The following is a 21,821-nucleotide window of genomic DNA, read 5'->3' as shown; positions in this document are numbered from 1 at the left end:
TTTTATTTGCCCTCAATCCAGCCGGCGGCCACAACCCTTTCATTCCGGTAGCATACGGCCGCCTGACCGGGGGTGATGGCTTTCTGGGGGTTTTGAAACCGCATTTCCGCCCGGTTGTTTTCCAACGGGTAGAGTTCTGCTTCCGCCCCGGCATGGCGGTACCGGATCCGGGCCCTGACTTCTATCGGGCCATGGGGCTTGCTGACCAGCCAGTTGACCTGTTGGATAAAGCATGTTTCCTTATACAATGAATTTTTATATCCCACAACCAGTCGATTGGCTGCAGGATCGATATCAATGACATAATAGGGGGATTGAGCCGGGCAGTCAATGCCCCGGCGCTGGCCGATGGTGTAGCGATGCAGTCCCTTATGGGTGCCGATGCGCTTATTCTGGGTATCCACGATCGGCCCGGGGGGAAAAATCCGTCCTTTTTTGGATTCAAGAAAATCTGCATAATGACGGTTCCGGACAAAGCAGATATCCTGGCTTTCCCGGCCGGAAAGGGGCTGTAAACCGTTTTGACGGGCAATTTCACGGACCTGATCCTTATTCATTTCTCCCAGGGGAAACAGGGCGCAGGATAGTTGATGCGGCCGCAGCATGGAAAGGAAATAGGACTGGTCTTTTTGCCGGTCCCGGCCCTGTAAAAGCTTGCATTGGTCACTGGTGTTCCGGATGCGGGCATAGTGACCCGTGGCCAGATGGGTTGCGCCCATTCGAGCTGCCGTTTTTAAGGCAATGCCGAACTTGATGTCCCGGTTGCATCGCACACAGGGATTGGGGGTGCGGCCGGACGCATAGGAACGGAGAAAATAATCCACGATGCGGTTTTCAAATTCCCGGCGGCAGTCGATGATTTTCAGCGGGATATCCAGGCTGCCCATAAGGGCTTGCAGACGGCTGGCGTAATTCTCCCGCCCCCGGCTTCCGGAGGCAGGAGAATTGTCGGTGTGCAGATGTTGTTTTTCTTCATATCCGGTCTGGAAATGAATGCCGAAAACCGATCCGTGCTCTTTTTTCACCAGATGGGCGGCCACCAGGGAATCGATGCCGCCGCTTACGGCAACGGCAATCGTCATTACGCGCCAACTGGGCTGTCGCTAACCAGCAGAGTGGCTGGATCCAGGTACAATTCGGCCTTGTCTTGCCGCTCTTGTTGGGCGGCAAGTGCCAGACGTTTGAGATAGACGCGGTCCTTTTCCGGATAAAGTTGTAGCATCAGGTCAAACAAGCCGGCAAACGGCGCAAAGGAAGCTGCTATTCCGGAGGAATCCACGGGCTCGTCTCTGTGGGTGCGAGCGGTAAACCAGAAGGTCATCTCACTTGTGGCCGCCAGGTCCTTGAGGCCGTTTAACTGGGGACGGCTTGTTTCATCAAAGGCAAACCCATCGATCATGATAAGGCGGGGCTGGAAGATTCCGTTTGCCATAAGCTCGGAAATGCGCTTCTGCACCTTGTCCAGGTTAAAAGTTTCGGTTTCAAACGTCATGATAAAGCGGTTGTACAGAAGCTGATCCCAGATTTTTTCGCCCTGGGATGCGTTGTCGGATTGGGTCAGCCGGTGAAAGACTTCCTGGTACCAAAGGTTGACCTTGTCCACCGGGTCTTCGGTGCTGATGTGCAGGACATTTTTCCCCCCGGCCATGGCATGGAGGGCCAGCTGGACGAGCAGGGCGGTTTTGCCCACTCCGGCCCGGGCAAGAATGGCGGCAAAGCCGCCATTTTCAAGGCTTTCGGCAGCACTGCCGCCGATCATCTTCAAAGGGTCGCGTAGCATGAGCGTATGATTCTGCATTGGCATGGATTCCTTATGGCAGTTTAATATCAATTCAATAACCGCTGCTTACACGGTAAATGGTTCCAAATCTGAATGAATGCGGCCGGTGTTTTACGACTTGCCGCCTTTTGACGCCTGTTCATTTTTTTTGGCGATTTCTTCGAGCACGGATTTGGGCACTTCCTTATAGGCCTCAAATTCCATGGTAAACTGGGCTTTGCCCTGGGTCAGGGATCTGAGCACAGTGGAATAGCCAAACATCTCCGCCAGGGGAACATGGGCCTCGATCACGGTTGAAATCCCTTCGTCATGGGCGCCGATAATAATACCGCGGCGCTGGTTCAGGGACCCCATGACATTTCCCTGAAATTCGTCAGGGGTTTCCACAACCACCTTCATCACAGGTTCGAGCAAAACGGGCTTGGCCTTGGGGTAGGCCTGCTGGAATGCCCCCCGGGCAGCTGCCTGAAATGCCATTTCCGAGGAGTCCACGCTGTGAAACCCGCCGTCTGTAAGCACCAGTTTGACCCCTGTCACCGGATATTTCATCCAGGGGCCCTTTTTCATGCATTCGGCAAATCCCTTTTCACAGGCCGGGATAAAATGGGTGGGGATAGCGCCGCCGGTGATTTTGCTTTGAAATTCAAATTCATCCTCCACAGGTTCCATGTATCCCATGACCCGGCCGAACTGGCCTGCACCGCCGGTTTGTTTTTTGTGAGTGTAGTCGAAATTGGCCTGCTGGGTGATGGTCTCCCGGTAAGCCACCTGGGGTTCGCCGGCAATGATGGAGGCGTTGTATTCCCGTTTCATGCGCTCCAGGTAAATTTCCAGGTGGAGTTCGCCCATGCCGGAAATCAGGGTTTCACCGGTTTCGGAATTAAAATGGGTCTGAAACGTGGGATCTTCTTTGGTAAACCGGTTAAGCGCCTTGGACATGTTGGTTTCAGACTTGTAATCCGCGGGTTTGACCGCCAGGGTGATCACGGGTTCCGGGATATACATCGAGGACATGGACAGGTTCATCCCCGGTTCGGTAAAGGTGTCGCCGGAAGCGCAGTCAATGCCGAAAAGCGCAGCGATAAACCCCGCCGGGATGGTTTCCACGTCCTCCATTTTATCTGCATGCATGCGAACAATCCGGCCTACCTTGATTTTTTTGCCGGTGCGCACGTTATAAATGGTATCTCCCTTGTCAAGGGCCCCCTGGTAAGTTCGGATATAGGTGAGCTGGCCATAAGGGGTATCTTCGAGCTTGAAAGCAAGGGCCACCAGTGACGCCTTGTTGTCGGCGGTCAGGCGGACCGGTTCTTCTCCCTTGGTGATATCCAGTGCCTGGGTCTCTACGTCATCGGGCGAGGGCAGGTAATCACATACGGCATTGAGCAGGGGATGGACCCCTTTGTTTTTATAGGCCGAGCCCATAAGCACAGGAGTCAGTTCGCGCCTGAGCGCTCCTTTTCGGATGGCCTTCCGGAGCATGGTTTCGGAAACCTCAGCCTCATCGAGAATCGCCTCGGTGAGTTCATCGGAAAACATGGAAGCCGCATCCAATAGCTCCTCGCGTTTCTCCATGGCCGTGTCAACAAGATCTTCGGGGATTTCGTCTGTTTTGACATGCTGGCCCTGATCGCCTTCAAAATACATGGCTTTCATGGAAATCAAGTCCACCACGCCGCTATGATAGGATTCCAGTCCCATGGGCAGCTGCAGGGCCACGGCATTGTGGCCGAGTTTTTCTCTCAGCTGATCAATGACCCGGAACGGGTTGGCGCCGCTTCGGTCACACTTATTGATAAATGCGATACTCGGGATGTTATAGCGCTTCATCTGCAGGTCCACAGTTATGGACTGGGACTGGACTCCGCCCACGGCGCAGAGCACCAGGATGGCCCCGTCGAGCACCCGGAGAGAGCGCTCGACTTCCATGGTGAAATCCACGTGCCCGGGGGTGTCAATGATGTTGATCTCATGGCCCCCCCAGGTGCAGTACGTGGCTGCCGAGGCAATGGTAATCCCCCGTTCTTTTTCCAGGGCCATGGAATCCATGGTGGCGCCCACTCCGTCTTTGCCCCGCACTTCGTGGATTTTATGAATCCGCTTGGTCAGATACAGGATTCGTTCAGTCAGCGTGGTCTTGCCGGAGTCGATATGCGCGCTGATACCGATGTTTCTTACGTGTTTAATGTCTTGGCTCATGTTTTGCGTTCACCTTCATAAAAAGAGATCATCTGTCTGTGGCTAAAAACTTTCTCTGTTATTCGAATTTGACCGTATTTGTCAATCTGTTTTTTTGTATTTCTTTATTTTTTTTCAAATCCGGCTGCAGATTCCACGAGATTGTCAAGAATCAGGCCGTAGAAACGGCTGCCGCCCCCGGCTGCTGTAAAAAGCCAGCCCATGTGCGTCAGACAGTTTGCGCAGATGGCAATTCGCCAATTGTATCCCGCAAACCAGGTAAATTCATCCGTGGGTGTTCCGGCTGCGGCACAACCCGGGGCCTGCTGAAAACACCCGATTTCAAACACAATGCCGTGAGGATTGGCAAAGGTATGGTGATGGGCGCCGTTGACAGCAATCCGTTCTCCGGGCCGGGTGATAAACGCCAGGCACTGCCGGCAAAGCAGGGCCGGCGGTTGGTTCGGAGTCGCTTCCGGAGAGCTTTTCTGCTTTACATGCCCGTCGGGTTTTCTGTCAAGCCCGGATTTGCATGCGATTCCGGTTTCTTGTCCCGGCGGTCGAAAATTCGTTATGACCGATTCCATATATATCATATTAAAATCATAAGTTCATTTAAAAAGGTTGTAAATACAAAAACATATTCGCAAACACTTGACACGGCCACCAGGGCTGGGGCAGAGTCTGGAAGATAACACCCACTTCCGGGCAGCCCGGAACTGCCCGGTCTTTGATTATTTGACAAAAAGAGCTGAAATTATGTGCGGCATTGCAGGTATCATATCCGCGCGCCATTCCATGGCCCACCTGAGTCGTCAGGTGCAGGAGATGGGATGCACGCAGAAACACAGGGGCCCTGACGGCAGGGATTTTCATTCCGCCGGGGTTTGCGGCTTAAATATCGCTCTGGGTTTTGTGCGCCTGGCCATTCTGGATCTGGCAACCGGTATGCAGCCCATCTGCTGTCCAACAGATGATACCGCCATTGTCTGCAACGGCCAGATCTACAATTATATTGAACTGCAACCGCAGGTGGCAGATCAGCCCTTTGTTTCCAGTGGGGACGTGGAGGTGGCCCTGCATCTGTACCGGCGCCATGGCATTGAATTTCTCCACCAGCTCAACGGCATGTATGCCGGGGCCATCCTTGATCCAAAAAAGGCAAAGCTGTTTTTGTTCCGGGACCGCTTCGGCATCAAGCCTCTGTATTATACCGAGGCAAACGGTGCATTCGCCTTTGCCTCGGAGATCAAACCGCTTCTGGCAGGCCTGGAAATCGCCCCGCAGCTTAACACGGACCGGATGGCCAGTTATTTTGTCTATCGCTATGTTCCCGGTGAGCAGACAATGTTTGACGGGATTTACCGGCTTCCGCCCGGTGCTTATCTGGAATATGACTTAAATGCCCGCGGATTTGCCATTCATCAATACTGGAATTACATTACCGGGCAGCAGGATACGGACCTGGACCTGCAAAGCGCCGCAGACGGCTTTTTCGATATTTTCCGGGATGCTGTGCGAATCCGGCTTCGTTCGGATGTTGAACTGGGCAGCTTTATCAGCGGCGGCATTGATTCATCTGCCGTGGCGGCTGCCGCCGTGGGAACGCATCCGGACATGCGCCTGTATACGGCATCTTTTGATGAGCCGGCCTATGATGAACTGCCTGAAGTCAGGCGGTTTTTGCAAACCCGCAGCCGCTGGTTCGCCCAAACCCGTCTGCAGCCGGCAGTTTGCGGCAGGGACAGCCTTGAAGGGCTATCCGATATTATCGCCGCGGTTGAAGAACCCATTTCCCTGGGTACCATTTTGCCCACGGACTGTGTTTGCCGGGCCGCGGCCGTCGATGTAAAGGCGGTGCTCACAGGCGAGGGCGCAGATGAACTTTTTGCCGGATACAAAAAATTCATGATTGAAATGGCGGCAGCGCAATACAGCCGCATGACCGCAACCGATCAGGCGCGGGTAAACCGGCACTATCCCGAGGTGGAAAAGTACCTGGCAACACGGAGCCATGATCCGGCCCGGCGCTATATCCAGGCAGAGGCCCTGTTTGATGCTGCCGAACTTGAGCAGCTTCTGGGCCGCGCCCCGGACCAGCCGGTGTTTCCCGCAGAGGCGGCGCCGGCACTCACCGGCAGGGAACATCCCGTAAACGCGGCCATAGCCTTTGAGAGCCGGTGCCGGCTTCCGGATTACGTGATTCTGCGCCTTGACAAACTGTCCATGCGCCACGGCCTGGAGACCCGCACACCCTTTCTGGACTATCGTCTGGCCGAATTTGCCGCCCGCCTGCCTGTATCCATGAAGGTGAACCTGGGTTTGAACCGGGAAAAATTGATCTGCGCCTATTCATTTGTCAGGCACGGGCTTTTGGACGCCAAAACCGCGTTTCGCAAAAAGCAGCCTTTTACCTTTCCCATGGCGGACTGGCTGTCCGAACCCCGCACCTTGCCCGAGCCCATCCGGGAAGTGGTGCTGGGCGATCTGGTGCAGCAGCACAATGTGCTGGATCCCGGGTTTGTCCGGCGGTTGTCCGAAAATGTCACGACAGCCGGTGTGGGCCCGCAGACTCTGGTTTCCCAGGCGGACCGGCTTTTTTCAGTGATCGTGTTCACCCTCTGGTACCAGCATTTCATGCGGGATTACCAGAATTTCCGGACCCGGGAGGACAATTGAACGGGCATTTTGATATCGCCGGGCTGGCAGCCGATTTCACCCGCCGCTATATGGCGGTTTTAAAGGGCCAGCTGCCCAAGACCGAAAGGACATACGGATTTGAATTTGAGTTTCTGCCGGATCGTGTCCTGAATATTGAGGATGTGGCGGATGTGGAAGCGCTTTTGAGCCGCCGGGGCAAATGCGCCAATGGCGCGGTTTTTTTTGAAAACGGACTGTGCATTGCCTTTGAGCCCGGCGGGCAGCTCGAGTACTGCAGTCCGCCGCTTGTTGCCGGTGACGAAAAGCGGTTGGACAGCTTTATCGCTTTTATGGAGCAGATCAATGCAGAGATCCGCTCGCATCTTGGTATTTCCTACCTGCCCCGGGGGTATGTGCCGGGCCGCAGGGATGCCCCTTTGTGCCTGACATCCGAGCGTTATGTGAGCCTGCACCGGCGCCTGGCTGCAAGCGGCACCCGGGGCCATGAGATGATGAAAGCCACGGCCTCTATTCATTTGCACGTGGCCATATGCAGCATTGAAGAGCTTCTGCCCCTGTTTTTCCGGCTGTGCCGTCTGGCCCGGGAGCCGCTGTTTCAGATGTCAGCACAAAGGCGCGAGATCTGGGATAACACCGATCCCACCCGGTGCGGCATGCCGCCCTGCTGCGCAGAGTCCCTGACAGCACCCGAAGAACTCATTGACCGCCTGATCCGCTTTGGGCTGCATGCCGTGGCACTGGGAGAGGAGGTGCCGTTTTTCAAAACAGCCGATACTTCCTTTGAAGCGTTTTTATATCATATGACCACGATTTTTACGGATGTGCGGTTTAATTTAAAAGGCACCACCCTGGAACTGCGCACTTTGGACAGCATGCCCATGGATGCCTTCAGGCAGCGCTGGCTGCAATTTGTTTCCAAAACCGCGCAGGTTTCACAATCGTGTTAAATAATAACAAACAAGGAGAAAAAGCCAATGCCCGTCATAGAAATCTACAGCACAAAGGCCTGTCCGTTTTGCCGGATGGCCAAATCCCTGCTGGATCAAAAAGGCGCTGAATACTCTGAAATTCTTGTGGATGCCGATCCGTCGCGCATGACCGAGGCAGTGGAGCGAAGCGGCGGCCGGCAGACGGTTCCGCAGATTTTTATTGATGATCAGCATGTGGGGGGCTATGATGAATTAAATGCCCTGGACCGCAAAGGTGGTCTGGATCCCCTGCTTGGCAGTTAAGTTTGCCGATTCCCGGAGCGCTTTCCGGATGGCTTTCATGCATGGGCATTGCCTGGGCGGCTGTACAACCATTGAACTCCGGAGCTATTGGATATTTCTATGAATTTCGAGGCCCGCCGTTTTCGTAAAAATACGCGTACTACTGTTTGGCCCGATATCAGGGCCACCCTGAAAATTATTGATCCCTACAGTGATAAAAGAAAGGCGCTGACCATCCAGGGACGGGTCAATGATTTGGGAGGTGCGGGGATGTTTCTGCTCACAGATGAAAGCGTACCGGTGCCGGCAAAGGCGGATATCATCATTGATTTTGATTCCGGCAACAGCCCCGAACTTGTGCTGACCGCCCGGGGCGAGATCGTGAGAAGAACTTCCCGGGGGGTGGGCCTTCGGTTTACCGCCATTGACATGTCCGACCTGCAGCGGTGCATCCTTGCACGGATGAACCGATAAGCTTGATGGCATAGTAAAGGCCCAATATTTGCGATACGCGCAATTTTTCAGAAATTCACGTACGGTTAATTTTTTTCTCCTGCCCGGGCCGTCGGCTGTCCAGGGCGACCACCAGTTTCCAGGGAAAGGTCATTGCAAATTCAAGGAGAAATCCCAAAGGGGCCAGCAAAAATACCGCAGGCAGGCGGATCAGATAAAAATACAGGGCTGTGCGCAATTGTTTTATTTTGGATTTGTTTGTTGGCATAAATTAATTATAAACAGGTTAATATCCCCATGTCCAGTCTGAAGTGGACACCTTGGAAGCGGATCTGTCCGGCGCAGCCGGATCCATTGAACGTGTATTTCACGTAACCGCCCAATGATGCAGGAAATGCGGATTCGGCCGGCTTTTTCAATATTCTGGGGTATCGGCTCTTTTCAGGCCCTGGCCATGTTCCGCAGGGGCCTTTTTTATGCCTATCTGTCGATTTACCTTCGTTATTATCTTGATCTTTCCGTTACAGAGACCACTCTTTTTGCAACCCTTCCCATGCTGGCCAATATCATTGCCCAGACTTTTTTTTGGGGCCGGCTTTCAGACCGGCTTCAGCTCAGGCGCACCCTGATTTTATGGGGGGAATTTTCAGGCGCCGTGGGCACCGTGCTGATTTGGGCCGCCCACGTGATGGCTGCATCGCCTTATCAGGCCGGCTACGTGATTATTCTGGGTCTGACCGTGGTGGAGATGTTTTGGTCCATGAGCAATATCGGCTGGAGCGCACTGATTTCGGATTTGTACCCGGAACAGAAGCGAAACGAGGTTCAGGGCAGACTGGCCAGTGTGGGCGGTCTGGGCCGGCTGCTGGGAATCTGGATCGGCGGCCAGCTCTATGACGGTCTGGGCGCCATGTACGAAGGCTGGGGCTTTGAATCCGGACTGCTTTTTTTCGTGGCCGCAGGCATAATGTTAATTGCCATGGTGCCGGTTTTGTTTCTGCCCGAAGGGGGGACAAGCCGGCATCCGCCTGCGGATTCGGACTGCGGTCCAAGATGTGCGGCCGATTCTTTGCGCCTGTACATCATTTTTCTCATTGCCATGACCCTGATCAATTTCGGCCGCAACTGCGTGACCATCATTCAGTCCCAGTATCTTTTCCTGGAATCCGGCTTTGCTGTTTCCAGTGAAATGCTCAGCCATATTGTCAATACCGAGTCTGCGGCCATTGTGCTGCTGGGTGTTTTTTCCGGCCACATCGGCAGGCGGATCGGAAACGGGCGGGCGGTGTGCGCCGGGGCCCTGGCTGCCATTGCATATCTGTTGATTTTTGCATTTGCCGATCAGCTGTGGCTTATTTTTGCCGCCAGTTTCCTGCGGGGGGCAGGGGAGGTGATCATCCTGGCGGCTTCCTATGCCATGGCCTCCATTTTAATCCCGCCGGAGCAACGGGGGCGGTGGTTTGGATATTTTAATGCCACCCTGTTTCTGTCCTGGGGGGTGGCCGGCACCCTGATTGCCGGACCGGTGGTGGATATCATGGAGTTTATGGGGTTTGCATCGGTGATGGCCTACAGGGCCGCGTATCTGTCGGCCTTGATCATGACCGGGGCCGGGCTCGGCATCCAGCTGATGCTGGTATTCGTGTTGATGCCCAGGGCCGGCATCCGCAAAGCCGTGCTCTGATCACGGCGAAAGGACGCGCATGATTTTACGAAGCATCGGGGGATTTTTTTTGTTTGTGGGCATTGCCTGGCTGCTGAGTGAAAATCGGCGGCGCTTTCCCGTGCGCACTGTGGCCGCCGGTCTGGGGCTGCAGGTTTTTCTGGCCGTGGCCCTGCTGAAGTTTCCGTATTGTGCCCGGATTTTTGCCTGGTTAAACCGGGCTGTGCTGGCCTTGCAGGAAGCAACCATTGACGGTGCCGGATTTGTTTTCGGATACCTTGCCGGCGAAAAACCCCCCTTTGCGGTGACAGACCCGCAGGCCACCTTTATCCTGGCCTTCCAGGCCCTGCCCCTGGTGCTGGTGATCAGCGCCCTGTCTTCTCTGCTTTTTTACTGGGGCATTCTTCAGGCAATTGTCCGGGTATTTTCCCGTATTTTTGAAAAAACAATGCAGCTTGGGGGTGCTGAAAGCCTGGGGGTTTCGGCCAATATTTTCGTTGGCATGGTGGAATCGCCGCTTTTGATACGGCCATACGTGGCCAAATTGACCCGAAGCGAGCTCTTTGCTGTGATGGTTTCGGGCATGGCCACCATCGCCGGGACCATGATGGTGGTATATGCCAGCATTCTTTCTGACCTGGTACCCAATGTTATGGGTCACATCCTGACGGCTTCCATCATCAGCGCGCCTGCGGCCATTGTGATTGCAAAAATCATGGTGCCGGAAACCGCTGAAATCACCGGGGCCGGTCTCACACAGCCAACCGAAGCCTGCGGCGCCATGGATGCGTTAAGCCGCGGGACCCTGCAGGGCATGGAACTGCTGTTAAATATTATTGCTATGATCATAGTTCTGGTAGCCGTGGTCAGCCTGATCAACACGGTTCTGGGCCTGTTTCCCGGCGTGGCGGGCCAGCCCCTGACCCTGCAGCGGATTTTCGGCTGGCTGCTCTCCCCCCTGGTCTGGATGATGGGCATTCCATGGGCTGAAGTTCAGGCGGCGGGCGCCCTGCTTGGAACCAAGAGCGTGCTCAATGAGATGATCGCCTATGTGGACATGACCCGGATGGCTCCGGAAGTTTTGAGCCCCAAAAGCATTTTGATCATGTCTTATGCCCTGTGCGGGTTTGCCAATCCCGGCAGCCTGGGTATTATGATCGGCGGGCTCGGCGGCATTGCCCCGGAGCGCCGCCATGAAATTGCTTCCCTGGGTCTGCGCTCCATTATTGCCGGAACCTTGGCCACCTGCATGACCGGCACAGTGGCCGGATTTCTGGTGTAAACCAAACGGCATGGCCGCCGGGTAGCCCGAGTTTAGCAGAGAGCAGAAGAAATTGACAAATCCTGCAGACTGGTTATTTTGAAGTTAAATAACCAGTTGATCATTCAGCAAAAGTAAGTCTCGAAAAGTAATTCTTGCCAGCGCGGTTCTTCCCGATCAGATGTTTTCAAGCGGCACAGCTCTTCCTTCGGAGTACAACCAGATTTTGTACACAGCACCTTCATGTCCGGTTTGCGGTTATTTATCCGTTTGTGGATGCGTCAATATTGACAAAATCGTCAATATTGAATTTGTAACTTCAATAACGGGAGGTAACCATGGCTATGCATCTGAAAGGATGGCGCGATATGATGCCCCGCCGGACCCTGGCGGAAAAAGCACTGGGCCAGGCACTGAAATACCTGGGCGATGATCCGGATAAAAACGCCGGGTATGTGTTAAAGGCGGTGGATCACATTGCAAGCGGTGAAAAACAGGAAATGGTCCGCCAGTGGTTTCATCACTGGATGCGGGAAAACGGCCCGGGCCGGCAATTTTTGAAACGGGTGGTGGAAAACACCCATCCCCGGGTGCGTCAGCGGTATGTGGCCCGAATGGTGGCCAGCATGTTTTTTCGTGATCCCGAAGCACCCCGGCGTGCCCGGAAACAATTCGGCATTCAGCCGCCGCCCACCATGCTCATATCTCCGACCATGCGCTGCAATTACCGCTGCCAGGGATGCTATGCCGGCAGCTATGAGCGAAAAGATGACATGAGCCCGGAAACCTTTGACAGGGTCTTGAGCGAAGCAGAGGAGATGGGCATTAACTTTTTTACCATCCTTGGCGGAGAACCCTTTATCTATCCCCATTTGCTCGAAGTCATAGAAAAACATGACAAGTCTTTTTACCAGGTTTATACCAATGCCTCGCTGATTGATGAAAAAACAGCGGACAAGCTTGTGGACCTGGGCAACGTGGCCCCCCAGATCAGTATTAATGGTCCGGCTGAAGTCACTGATGCGGTCCGGGGAAAGGGTTCCTTTGACAAGTGCGTCCGGGCCATGGATCTGCTTCAGGAGGCCGGGTGCGCATTCGGGTTTTCCTCGCTGGTGACCCGCCGGAACATGGATATCATCTGCTCGGATCATTGGATCGATTTTCTGGTAGAAAAAGGGGCCCTTTACGGGTGGATGTTTTTGTTTATGCCCGTGGGAAATGATCCGGATATGAGCCTGATGCCCACGCCTGAACAGCGAAACCAGATGCGGATGTTTCAGCAGTATGTCCGGGACAACAAGCCGGTGCTGCTGGTGGATTTCTGGAATGACGGTGTACTGTCGGGCGGATGTATTGCCGGCGGACGGCTCTATTTCCATGTCAACCACCGCGGTGATGTGGAGCCGTGCATTTTCTGTCATTTTGCAACAGATAATATCCATGAAAAAAGTCTCAAAGAGGCGCTCAATTCCTCATTTTTTCGTTCCATTCGTTCAGAGCAGCCCTTTTGCTACAACACCCTGCGTCCCTGTCCCATGATCGATCATCCCCAGACCATGTGGCGGATCATACGGGAAAACAATGCAAAGCCCACCCACAAAGGCGCGGAGGTCATGTTTACCCGCCTGGCCCCGGAAATGACCCGATATGCCAGGGGTGTGCAGCAGGTAATGGACCGGGCCTGGCATGAGGAAGGCTATAAAGACTGGGCTGCCAAGTGGATGCAGCATTGCGGCCTGGCGCCCGAAAACATTGAGCGCCGCCGCAGGGAATTTGAGCAAAACCGCCAGCGGGCCGATGAAACGGAAATCGTCCGTGCAAGGGCCCGGTCAAACTAGCCGCAGCGGTTCCATGGCTTTGCCTGTTGTGATGCTCCGGGGTTTTTGTTATATTGCTTTTTTCTGTTCGATTTCTGAAACAATTCAAAAATCCCGGAGGTCTGGATGGCAGGCGATCAGCGACCCTTGATCGGTATCACCATGGGTGATCCAGTGGGCGTGGGACCGGAAATTCTTTGCATGGCCCTGGATTACACGGAAATATATGATTTTGCGCGTCCGGTGGTGATCGGCGATCCTGAGATCATGCACATGGCCGCAGGCATTGCCCGCACCGGACCCAAAATCCGGGCTGTGAATGATTTGCAAACCGCTGTTTACGAGCCCGGAATCGTCAATCTGATTTCGGCGTCCCGGCTTTGCCGAGATGCGCACAAATGGGGCCATCCTTCTGCGGAAACCGGCCGGTCCATGATCAGCTATATTGAAGCCGGCATTGATATGGCCAAAAGCGGTCAGATCGATGCGCTGGTCACATGTCCCATCAATAAGGCGGCCATGAAGCTGGCCGGAGGGATATATCCCGGTCATACCGAGATGTTGGCGCAGCGAACCACCACCCGGGAATATGCTATGATGATGGCCGGCAGTCGTCTTCGGGTGGTGCTGGCCACCATTCATAAGGCCCTGCGCGATGTGTCGGCTGCACTGGATGAAAACCGGATTGCAACCGTTATCCGGCTGACCCACCAGGCCCTGAAATCCCGGTTCGGTATTGCCCGGCCCAGGATTGCCGTATGCGGCTTAAATCCCCATGCCGGTGAAGAGGAAATGTTTGGCCATGAAGAAGCCCGCCTGATCCGGCCGGCCATTGCCGGCGCTGTTTCGCAGGGGATTTTGGCCACGGGACCGCATCCGGCGGATACGGTGTTTTATTATGCTGTAAACGGCGCATATGACGCTGTTGTATGCATGTATCATGACCAGGGCCTGATTCCCTTTAAAATGGTGCATTTTCACGACGGGGTCAATACCACCCTGGGGTTGCCCATTATCCGGACCTCCGTGGATCACGGCACTGCCTATGATATCGCCGGAAAAGGCATTGCCGATCCGGGCAGCCTCATGGCAGCCATTGAAATGGCCGCCGATCATGCCCGCAGAACCAAGCATCCGGTCTGATCTCAGCTTGCCAGCCATGCCTATCTCATCTGATTACATCATTATTCGGGGTGCCCGACAGCACAATCTTAAAGACATTGATCTGGATTTGCCCAGAAACCGCCTTGTGGTGATTACCGGGCTGTCTGGCTCGGGCAAATCCACCCTGGCTTTTGACACCCTGTATGCCGAGGGCCAGCGCAGGTACGTGGAATCTTTGTCCACTTACGCCAGGCAGTTTCTGGAGCGGATGGAAAAGCCGGATGTGGACCATATCGAAGGGCTTTCGCCGGCCATTGCAATCGAGCAGAAAAGCGGCGGCCATAACCCCCGCTCCACTGTGGGTACGGTTACTGAGATATATGATTACCTCAGGCTGCTGTTTGCCAGGGCGGGCACCCCTCACTGCCACAAATGCGGCCGGCCCATTTCCTTTCAAACCATTGATGAGATGGTCGACCGGGTCATGGCTATGGCCAATGGCACCCGGATTCTGATTTTGGCCCCCCTGGTCGCCGGTCAGAAAGGTACCCATGAAAAACTGCTGGCCTGGCTCAGGCGGGAAGGCTTTGCCCGGGTGCGTGTTGACGGGCAGGTCCGGGAACTCGACGGGTTGGCCAAACTGGATCAGAAACGAAAACATACCATTGAGGTGGTGGTGGACCGTCTGGTGGTCAAGGACAACATGAAAAACCGCCTGGCCGATTCCCTGGAGCTGGCTTTGTCCCACTCCGAGGGCACCGCTGCGGTGGATGCGGTGGATGACAAGGACGCCGGACCCATTGTGTTTTCGGAGACCGCGGCCTGTATGCAATGCGGCATAAGTTATCCCGAGCTGACCCCGGCGAGCTTTTCTTTTAATTCCCCCCAGGGCGCGTGTACCAAATGTGACGGGCTGGGTACCACCATGGAGTTTGACCCGGATCTGATTGTGGCGGATCCGGAATTGTCCATCCGCGAAGGGGCCATCCGGCCCTGGGCCAATCGCAGCTCCGTGCATTTTGCCGAATTCATTGAAGCCCTGACCCGCCATTACGGTGCAGACATTTACCGGCCCTATCGCGAACTGCCGGAGCTGTTCAGGCATGTGCTCCTCTACGGGTCAGGTGATGAGGAGATTCCCTTTTCCATGAGCCGGGGAAATCGCAGGATGGATTTTACCCGGCCCTTTGAAGGGGTGATTCCCAATTTGCAGCGCCGGTATGTGGAGACCGATTCCAGCGCCGCCAGAGAAGAGATCAAGCAGTACATGAATTTTAGGCCGTGCCCGGAATGCGGGGGCACGCGCTTAAACCCGGTGAGCCGGTCCGTGCGCGTGGCCCAGGTGACCCTTCCTGAAATTTCAGGCTTTTCGGTTGAGCAGGCATACAAATTTTTCCGGGACCTGAAGCTTGAAGGCAAGAATGCGAAAATCGCAGACCGGATTATCCGGGAAATCACCGACCGGCTGGCTTTTCTGCAAAACGTCGGCTTGTCCTACCTGACCCTGGACCGGGCCGCGGCGACCCTGTCCGGTGGGGAGGCCCAGCGTATCCGTCTGGCCACCCAGATCGGCTCCAAGCTCACCGGCGTGCTTTACGTCCTTGATGAGCCCAGTATTGGTTTACACCAGCGCGATAATCTCCGGCTGCTGGCCACCTTGAAGCAGATGCGGGATTTGGGCAATACCGTCCTGGTGGTGGAGCATGACGAGGAAACCATCCGGTCAGCGGATTTCGTGGTGGACATGGGTCCGGAGGCCGGTGTGAAAGGCGGGCACCTGGTGTTTGCCGGCCCCCCGGATCAGCTGGAGGCCTCGGAAACTTCCCTGACCGGCCAGTATCTGGCCGGCAAAAGGCAAATTAAAACCCCCGAATCCAGGCGCCCGGCCACGGATGCCGGCTTTGTGATCCGCGGGGCGGCGCAGAACAATCTCAAAAATATTGATGCGCGATTTCCCCTGGGCTGTTTTGTGTGTGTGACCGGTGTTTCAGGATCCGGCAAATCCACCCTGGTCCTCGAAACCCTGTACCGGATCCTGGCCCGGCGCCTCCACCGCTCGGGCATTCCTCCGGGCAAGCATGCCTCTGCCGAGGGCTTTGAGCACATTGATAAGGTCATCAACATCAATCAGTCGCCCATTGGCCGCACGCCCCGGTCCAACCCGGGGACGTATACCGGAGTGTTTACCTTTATCCGGGAGCTGTTTGCCAAGACCCCCGAAGCCCGGATGCGGGGCTATAAGGCCGGACGGTTTTCCTTTAACATCAAGGGCGGCCGGTGTGAGGCCTGCAGCGGAGACGGCATCATAAAGATCGAGATGCATTTTCTGCCCGATATTTTTGTGCCCTGTGATGTATGCCATGGCCGGCGTTACAACCGCGAGACCCTGGAAGTCAAGTACAAGGGACTCAATATTGCAGAAGTGCTGGACATGACGGTCAATCAGGCCATGGCCTTTTTCTCCAGTATCGGTCATATCCGATCCAGACTCCAGACCCTTGTGGATGTGGGCCTGGGCTATATCCGCCTGGGCCAGCCGGCCACAACTCTTTCCGGCGGGGAGGCCCAGCGTGTGAAACTTTCCCGGGAACTGGCCCGCCGGGATACCGGTCGTACCTTCTACATTCTCGACGAGCCCACCACCGGGCTTCACATGGAGGATATCAAAAAGCTGCTGGGCGTGTTAAATCAGCTGGTGGAGGCGGGCAACACGGTTGTGGTCATCGAGCACAATCTGGATGTGATCCGGTATGCCGATCACATCATTGACCTGGGGCCCGAGGGCGGAGATGCAGGGGGATTTGTGATCGCAGAGGGTACGCCCGAGGATGTGGCCGGCTGTGAAAATTCCGCCACAGGTGCGTTTCTGCAACAGCAGCTGGCGGCAAAACAGCCGGCAAAATTTTTTTCTGAAAAATAAAAAAGGCCCATATCTGCCGTAGCAGCAGACATGGGCCTTTTTTTTGAGGGTCTTTGGCGCTTGTGCTACATGCCGATCATCTTGGTGACCGTACCTGCCATGGGTGTCGCATAGATGATAATCAGCGAGATAACCAGGGCGTAAATACACAGGGACTCGATCAGCGCCAGACCGATAAGCATGGTGACCGTAACCTTACCGGATGATTCCGGGTTGCGGGCAATGCCTTCAACTGCGGATCTCAGGCTGATACCCATGCCGTAGGCACAACCAACAGCTGCGATGGCAATGGCAATGCCGGCAATGGTAACACAAGCGGTAAAGAATTTTAGTGCTTCAATTTCCATTTACAAACCTCCCTTGACAAAAAGTTTAAGTTTAACGGCTTCTTCCAAAAACCGTGGGTAAAACCTTGGTTGTATTTCCCATGATGGCTGTTTAGTGATCATCCTCCATGGCCAGGGCAAAGTACATGGTTGACAGCAGGTAGAAAATAAAGGCCTGAACAAAGGATACAAACACGCCCAGGGCCATGATGGGCAGCGGTGCGAAAAACGCGCCAGCCAGCATGAACAGAATTGCCAGAACCAGTTCCTTGCCCATGATGTTGCCGAAAAGACGAAAGGACAGGGAAAGCACCCTGGACAGATGGCTGATGATTTCAATGGGGATAAAAATGGGTGCCAGCCACCAGAAGGGACCCATGAAGTGTTTCAGGTACTTTAACCCGTGCGCCTTGACCCCGATGTAGTGGGTAAAGAAAAATACCGGAATCGCACACGACAGGGTTGTATTGAGATCCGCCGTGGGGGAGAAAAATCCCGGAACCAGACCCGCCAGATTCCCAAGGAAGATATAGAGAAAAATGGTGGCCAGAAAAGGAAAAAACCAGCGGCTTTCCTCGCCTGCGGTATCCACAGTAAATTCCTCAAGACTGGAGATGATCATTTCAAATACGTTCTGGACCTTGTTGGGGATCAGGGTGATGTGCTTGGCCCCAAAAGCGCCCAAAATGATCAGCACCGCCATGACGACCCAGCTGTAGATGACCTGCGGGTATTCATGGGCGAAATGACCCAGGCCGATGACTTCAAACAATTTTACGAAGATAAGAAACGGATGTTCCACTTCAGACCGCCTCCCTGTGTATGAGTTTGATAAATTCCCGGATGGTACCGAGCATGATGCTCGCCACGACAATCGACAGGCCGATAAGCAATCCCAATGGTTCTACATATCCGCCCGCAATCAGCACAAAGATGATAAAGCAGGTCATGATAAACCGGATATAGTACTTGGCAAGAACCACATTGTGGGAGGCAATATGCGGCGGGGTAAGAGAGCGTTTCAGGTTTCTGTACAGCAGATGAAAATTGAGTGTCACAATCAGGCCGCCGGCAGCGATACCCATGGCAAAATGCAGCTGGGTAGCGGCAAATCCGACTATACTGGCGGCTGCAAGCAGGCACCAGTTCGTCCGCATGATGAATTTGAGCAGACGCTGTTGTATAACCATCTAAATCCTCAGTTTTTGCTGCTGCGTTTGATCACCTTGTAAATATTGTTGAAACCGGCAATGATGCCGAAAAAAAGGAAAATAAACATAAATATCGGCGTGGTGTCAAACAACCTGTCTATCCCCAGGCCGATAAATAAGCCGATAAATATTGCAAGTGCAACGGAAAATCCAAGGCCGCTATAGTAAGCAAGGTCCCTGAAAGCACTTTGTTTCTGTTTCTTCATGTTGTTTTGCCATCAACGGGCCGGCCACTTACCAGCCTGATAAAGATAATTTTTTTAACACAGCTGACAATACCAGTCAATAAAAAACACGAATTCAATTTTGCAGCCAGGCCGTGTCCAAACATTTCTACTGCCGGCTCAGGCGCCGGTACTTGATTCGGTGGGGCCTTTCTGCCTCCTCGCCCAGACGCTTTTTGCGGTCCTGTTCGTAGTCGGCGTAATTGCCCTCCACCCAGATCACCTGACTGTCGCCCTCAAAGGCAAGAATATGGGTGGCGATCCGGTCGAGAAACCACCGGTCATGACTGATGACCACCGCGCATCCGGCAAAGTTTTCCAGTGCTGTTTCCAGGGCGCGCATGGTGTTGACATCAAGGTCGTTGGTGGGCTCGTCAAGCAAAATGACGTTTGCTCCCTGCTTGAGCATACGGGCCATGTGCACCCGGTTGCGCTCACCGCCGGAAAGCATCCCGACTTTTTTCTGCTGGTCAGCGCCGGAAAAATTGAATTTGGATACATAGGCCCTGGACTTGACCTCCACGCTGCCGAGCCGGATGATGTCCTCGCCGTCGGATACGGCCTCCCATACGGTTTTTTCCGAATCCAGGCTGGCGCGGCTTTGCTCCACATAGGCCAGGCGCACGGTATCACCGATGCGCAGGGAGCCGGTATCCGGCTGCTCTTTGCCGGTGATCATTTGAAACAGGGTGGTCTTGCCCGCCCCGTTTGGGCCCACAACGCCAACAATGCCGCCTGGCGGCAGGTGGAAGCACATGTTTTCAAACAAAATCCGGTCGCCGTAGCCCTTGGACACGCTGTCTGCCGCCACCACCACCTTTCCCAGGCGCGGACCCGGCGGGATGTAGATCTGCATTTCTTTTGCCCGGTCTGCAGACTGCTCGTTTAACAGCTGTTCGTAGGCGTTGATACGTGCCTTGGACTTGCTCTGCCGGGCCTTTGGAGACATGCGGATCCAATCCAGTTCCCGCTCCAGCGTTTTCTGACGCTGGGATTCGGCCTTTTCCTCCTGGCGGAGCCGTTCCTGCTTCTGCTCCAGCCATGAGGTGTAGTTGCCCTTCCAGGGAATGCCCCGGCCCCGGTCCAGCTCCAGGATCCAGCCGGCCACGTTGTCGAGAAAATACCGGTCATGGGTGACTGCGATAATGGTGCCTTCGTATTGCTGCAGATGCCGTTCCAGCCAGGCCACGGTTTCGGCATCCAGATGGTTGGTGGGTTCGTCGAGCAGCAGGATATCGGGTTTTTCCAGCAGAATCCGGCACAGGGCCACCCTGCGGCGTTCTCCTCCGGAAAGGACTTTTACCGGTGTGTCGCCTTCAGGGCAGCGCAGGGCGTCCATGGCCATCTCCAGACGCGCGTCAATGTCCCAGGCATCGGCGGCATCGAGTTTCTCCTGAACATCTGCCTGGCGGCCGATCAGCTTGTCCATTGCTTCATCGCTCATGGGCTCGGCAAATTGTTCATTGATTCGGTTGTATTCGGCCATCAGTTCCATGGTGGCGGCAACCGCTTCCTCCACAACCTGGCGCACGGTTTTTTCGTCATCCAGAACGGGTTCCTGTTCCAGAAAGCCCACGGTGTATCCCGGGCTCATGGCCATTTCGCCGTTGTACTGGGTGTCTGCTCCGGCCATGATGCGAAGCAGGGTGCTTTTGCCCGCTCCGTTTAATCCAAGCACCCCGATTTTGGCTCCGTAGAAATACGACAGGGAAATGTCTTCGATAATGGGTTTTTTATGGTGATACTTGCTCACGCGGTTCATTGAGCAGATAATTTTGTCTGGCTGCTGCCGGCTCATGAAAAAATCCTTTCTGTTGCCCGGAATATAAATGATGATGGGTTTGTTGCCCGTAAAATGACGTTTGGCAGGCCCGGTGCAGGAAACCGCCGGGGGTTTTGTTTTCCATTATTTGGCGCGATCCGGCAGCCGGACCTTTTGCTTCTCCGGCTCCGGGTGCTGACGGAAAAAGATGGCCATGTGCCCGATCATCCCCACCAGTTCCGATCCGGTCTGTTCGCTGATGGTTTGGGCAATGGTCTGCTTTTGTTGTTTATCCTTGAAATCCAGAAATTTGACCTTAATGAGCTCATGGGTCTCGATGGCATCGGCAACCGCCTCGATTACCGACGGAGACAGACCTTTCTGCCCGATGAACACTACCGGCTTGATGTCATGGGCCCGCCCCCTGAGCCAGGTTTTCTGAAATCCCTTGAGTGCCTGCAATTTGCCTCCTTTTGGCCGCATCGCAAACTTGCGGTTTGCAATATTTAATGATATCGGTTTCGGCATATCTATAGCCGAATTTTGTGTTTCGGATCAACCGCAATGTACAAACTGCAAAGGAAAACAGGTTTTGCCCAAACACCCGGTTACCCCCGCATATGTGATTTTTTATATTCTGTTTCTGCCCGATTCATGGCGCATTCTCATGGGCATCGGCCTGGGCGCTTTGCTGGGCCCGCATCTGATAGAACCGGATATGGATACCGCCGGCCGGGCCATTATGTTTGTGATGCTTGCGGTCATCGGCTACGCCGTATCCGGGGCACCGGCAAAATGGATTACCACAGGGCTGAAGAAATGGATCCTGGGTCCGGGAGGCCGGTAATACGGGTTTTGCATTTATCCGACGCCAGGTTTTTGCCGGAGTTTTGTTCTTACTTTTTTTTCCAGGTCATCTATGATCTGGCGCAGCACACTGCGTTCAATCACTTGTCCGGAACCGTTCCAGCCGGCTTGTAAAGCTTGTTTTCTTTTGTTTTTAAACGCCTCGACAGTGCCCACTGCATCGGCCCAGGCATAAAGTTTCTGGACAATATGGCGCTCCTCGGCGGTCAGATCATGCTGAGTGTCAATTATGCGGCCTGTTGACAGGGTGATGTGCATCTGGTTTTCCTGCAATTTTGATGGCACCATCTGAAATCAGACTTTTTACGACAGCATCCATTTTATATTCCTTTGCAATTGTTTGCAGGCATCATCGGTCTTTTGCAATGGCCGCGGATATCAAC

At 54.4% G+C, this 21,821-nt stretch carries 22 protein-coding genes; 10 read left to right on the top strand and 12 right to left on the bottom strand.

Going from position 1 to position 21,821, the window contains the following annotated elements; all coding sequences use genetic code 11:
* Positions 1-2: 2 nt before the first annotated feature.
* From mnmA to HNR65_RS09705, 4 genes are all read right to left on the bottom strand, one after another.
* Positions 3-1,082, bottom strand: coding sequence for a tRNA 2-thiouridine(34) synthase MnmA (gene mnmA, locus HNR65_RS09720; protein WP_181551288.1), 1,080 nt, complete (start codon positions 1,080-1,082; stop codon positions 3-5).
* Complete coding sequence (locus HNR65_RS09715) at positions 1,082-1,798, bottom strand: AAA family ATPase (RefSeq protein ID WP_181551287.1); 717 nt, start codon at positions 1,796-1,798, stop codon at positions 1,082-1,084. The genes mnmA and HNR65_RS09715 overlap by 1 nt, the downstream gene beginning before the upstream one ends.
* 93 nt (positions 1,799-1,891) lie before the next feature.
* Positions 1,892-3,979, bottom strand: coding sequence for an elongation factor G (gene fusA, locus HNR65_RS09710; protein ID WP_181551286.1), 2,088 nt, complete (start codon positions 3,977-3,979; stop codon positions 1,892-1,894).
* A gap of 104 nt (positions 3,980-4,083) precedes the next feature.
* A complete protein-coding gene (locus HNR65_RS09705) occupies positions 4,084-4,545 on the bottom strand; it encodes a cereblon family protein (RefSeq protein ID WP_220128344.1) in 462 nt (153 codons plus the stop codon).
* Positions 4,546-4,717: 172 nt separating this feature from the next.
* Here HNR65_RS09705 and asnB point away from each other — a divergent pair, with 172 nt between their 5' ends.
* The 4 genes from asnB to HNR65_RS09685 all read left to right on the top strand — a co-directional run bounded on the left by asnB (position 4,718) and on the right by HNR65_RS09685 (position 8,304).
* Positions 4,718-6,637 carry an asparagine synthase (glutamine-hydrolyzing) gene (asnB, locus tag HNR65_RS09700; RefSeq protein ID WP_181551285.1) on the top strand — a complete coding sequence of 640 codons (1,920 nt, stop codon included), beginning with the start codon at positions 4,718-4,720 and terminating at the stop codon, positions 6,635-6,637.
* The gene (locus tag HNR65_RS09695; RefSeq protein ID WP_181551284.1) at positions 6,634-7,566 is read left to right on the top strand and encodes a glutamate-cysteine ligase family protein; all 933 of its coding nucleotides are present in this window, start codon (positions 6,634-6,636) and stop codon (positions 7,564-7,566) included. Before asnB ends, HNR65_RS09695 begins: the two co-directional genes overlap by 4 nt.
* Before the next feature lie 27 nt (positions 7,567-7,593).
* Positions 7,594-7,851 carry a glutaredoxin 3 gene (grxC, locus tag HNR65_RS09690; RefSeq protein WP_181551283.1) on the top strand — a complete coding sequence of 86 codons (258 nt, stop codon included), beginning with the start codon at positions 7,594-7,596 and terminating at the stop codon, positions 7,849-7,851.
* A 99-nt stretch (positions 7,852-7,950) separates the two neighbouring features.
* Positions 7,951-8,304, top strand: coding sequence for a PilZ domain-containing protein (locus HNR65_RS09685; RefSeq protein WP_181551282.1), 354 nt, complete (start codon positions 7,951-7,953; stop codon positions 8,302-8,304).
* Between the two features lie 55 nt (positions 8,305-8,359).
* On the opposite strand, the gene HNR65_RS09680 is transcribed toward HNR65_RS09685, so the two are convergent.
* Positions 8,360-8,551 carry a hypothetical protein gene (locus tag HNR65_RS09680; RefSeq protein WP_181551281.1) on the bottom strand — a complete coding sequence of 64 codons (192 nt, stop codon included), beginning with the start codon at positions 8,549-8,551 and terminating at the stop codon, positions 8,360-8,362.
* 114 nt (positions 8,552-8,665) lie between these two features.
* Between HNR65_RS09680 and HNR65_RS09675 the strand changes: the two genes are divergently transcribed.
* The 5 genes from HNR65_RS09675 to uvrA all read left to right on the top strand — a co-directional run bounded on the left by HNR65_RS09675 (position 8,666) and on the right by uvrA (position 17,048).
* Positions 8,666-9,967, top strand: coding sequence for an MFS transporter (locus HNR65_RS09675; RefSeq protein WP_181551280.1), 1,302 nt, complete (start codon positions 8,666-8,668; stop codon positions 9,965-9,967).
* A 19-nt stretch (positions 9,968-9,986) separates the two neighbouring features.
* A complete protein-coding gene (locus HNR65_RS09670; protein WP_181551279.1) occupies positions 9,987-11,228 on the top strand; it encodes a NupC/NupG family nucleoside CNT transporter in 1,242 nt (413 codons plus the stop codon).
* Positions 11,229-11,545: 317 nt separating this feature from the next.
* Positions 11,546-13,045 carry a radical SAM/SPASM domain-containing protein gene (locus HNR65_RS09665; RefSeq protein WP_181551278.1) on the top strand — a complete coding sequence of 500 codons (1,500 nt, stop codon included), beginning with the start codon at positions 11,546-11,548 and terminating at the stop codon, positions 13,043-13,045.
* A gap of 105 nt (positions 13,046-13,150) precedes the next feature.
* Positions 13,151-14,167, top strand: coding sequence for a 4-hydroxythreonine-4-phosphate dehydrogenase PdxA (pdxA, locus tag HNR65_RS09660; RefSeq protein ID WP_181551277.1), 1,017 nt, complete (start codon positions 13,151-13,153; stop codon positions 14,165-14,167).
* 22 nt (positions 14,168-14,189) lie between these two features.
* Positions 14,190-17,048, top strand: coding sequence for an excinuclease ABC subunit UvrA (gene uvrA, locus HNR65_RS09655; RefSeq protein ID WP_181551349.1), 2,859 nt, complete (start codon positions 14,190-14,192; stop codon positions 17,046-17,048).
* A 65-nt stretch (positions 17,049-17,113) separates the two neighbouring features.
* Here uvrA and atpE read toward each other — a convergent pair whose 3' ends face one another.
* The 6 genes from atpE to HNR65_RS09625 form a co-directional block, all read right to left on the bottom strand.
* Positions 17,114-17,395 carry an ATP synthase F0 subunit C gene (gene atpE, locus HNR65_RS09650; RefSeq protein ID WP_181551276.1) on the bottom strand — a complete coding sequence of 94 codons (282 nt, stop codon included), beginning with the start codon at positions 17,393-17,395 and terminating at the stop codon, positions 17,114-17,116.
* A 91-nt stretch (positions 17,396-17,486) separates the two neighbouring features.
* On the bottom strand, positions 17,487-18,176 hold the full coding sequence (gene atpB / locus HNR65_RS09645; protein ID WP_181551275.1) for a F0F1 ATP synthase subunit A: 690 nt from the start codon (positions 18,174-18,176) through the stop codon (positions 17,487-17,489).
* Position 18,177: 1 nt separating this feature from the next.
* Positions 18,178-18,564 (bottom strand): ATP synthase subunit I, encoded by a 387-nt coding sequence (locus HNR65_RS09640; RefSeq protein ID WP_181551274.1) that lies wholly within the window; start codon positions 18,562-18,564, stop codon positions 18,178-18,180.
* An 8-nt stretch (positions 18,565-18,572) separates the two neighbouring features.
* Positions 18,573-18,791 (bottom strand): AtpZ/AtpI family protein, encoded by a 219-nt coding sequence (locus HNR65_RS09635; RefSeq protein WP_181551273.1) that lies wholly within the window; start codon positions 18,789-18,791, stop codon positions 18,573-18,575.
* Between the two features lie 127 nt (positions 18,792-18,918).
* Positions 18,919-20,607: an energy-dependent translational throttle protein EttA gene (gene ettA, locus HNR65_RS09630; RefSeq protein ID WP_181551272.1), complete on the bottom strand. Its 1,689-nt coding sequence runs from the start codon at positions 20,605-20,607 to the stop codon at positions 18,919-18,921.
* 108 nt (positions 20,608-20,715) lie between these two features.
* Positions 20,716-21,033 carry a YhbY family RNA-binding protein gene (locus tag HNR65_RS09625; protein WP_220128341.1) on the bottom strand — a complete coding sequence of 106 codons (318 nt, stop codon included), beginning with the start codon at positions 21,031-21,033 and terminating at the stop codon, positions 20,716-20,718.
* 130 nt (positions 21,034-21,163) lie between these two features.
* Here HNR65_RS09625 and HNR65_RS09620 point away from each other — a divergent pair, with 130 nt between their 5' ends.
* On the top strand, positions 21,164-21,418 hold the full coding sequence (locus HNR65_RS09620) for a hypothetical protein (protein ID WP_181551270.1): 255 nt from the start codon (positions 21,164-21,166) through the stop codon (positions 21,416-21,418).
* A gap of 14 nt (positions 21,419-21,432) precedes the next feature.
* On the opposite strand, the gene HNR65_RS09615 is transcribed toward HNR65_RS09620, so the two are convergent.
* A complete protein-coding gene (locus tag HNR65_RS09615) occupies positions 21,433-21,696 on the bottom strand; it encodes a hypothetical protein (protein ID WP_181551269.1) in 264 nt (87 codons plus the stop codon).
* Between the last annotated feature and the right edge of the window lie 125 nt (positions 21,697-21,821).

It is taken from the genome of Desulfosalsimonas propionicica, assembly GCF_013761005.1.
GTDB lineage: Bacteria > Desulfobacterota > Desulfobacteria > Desulfobacterales > Desulfosalsimonadaceae > Desulfosalsimonas > Desulfosalsimonas propionicica.
This window is presented reverse-complemented; position numbering and strand designations above follow the sequence as displayed.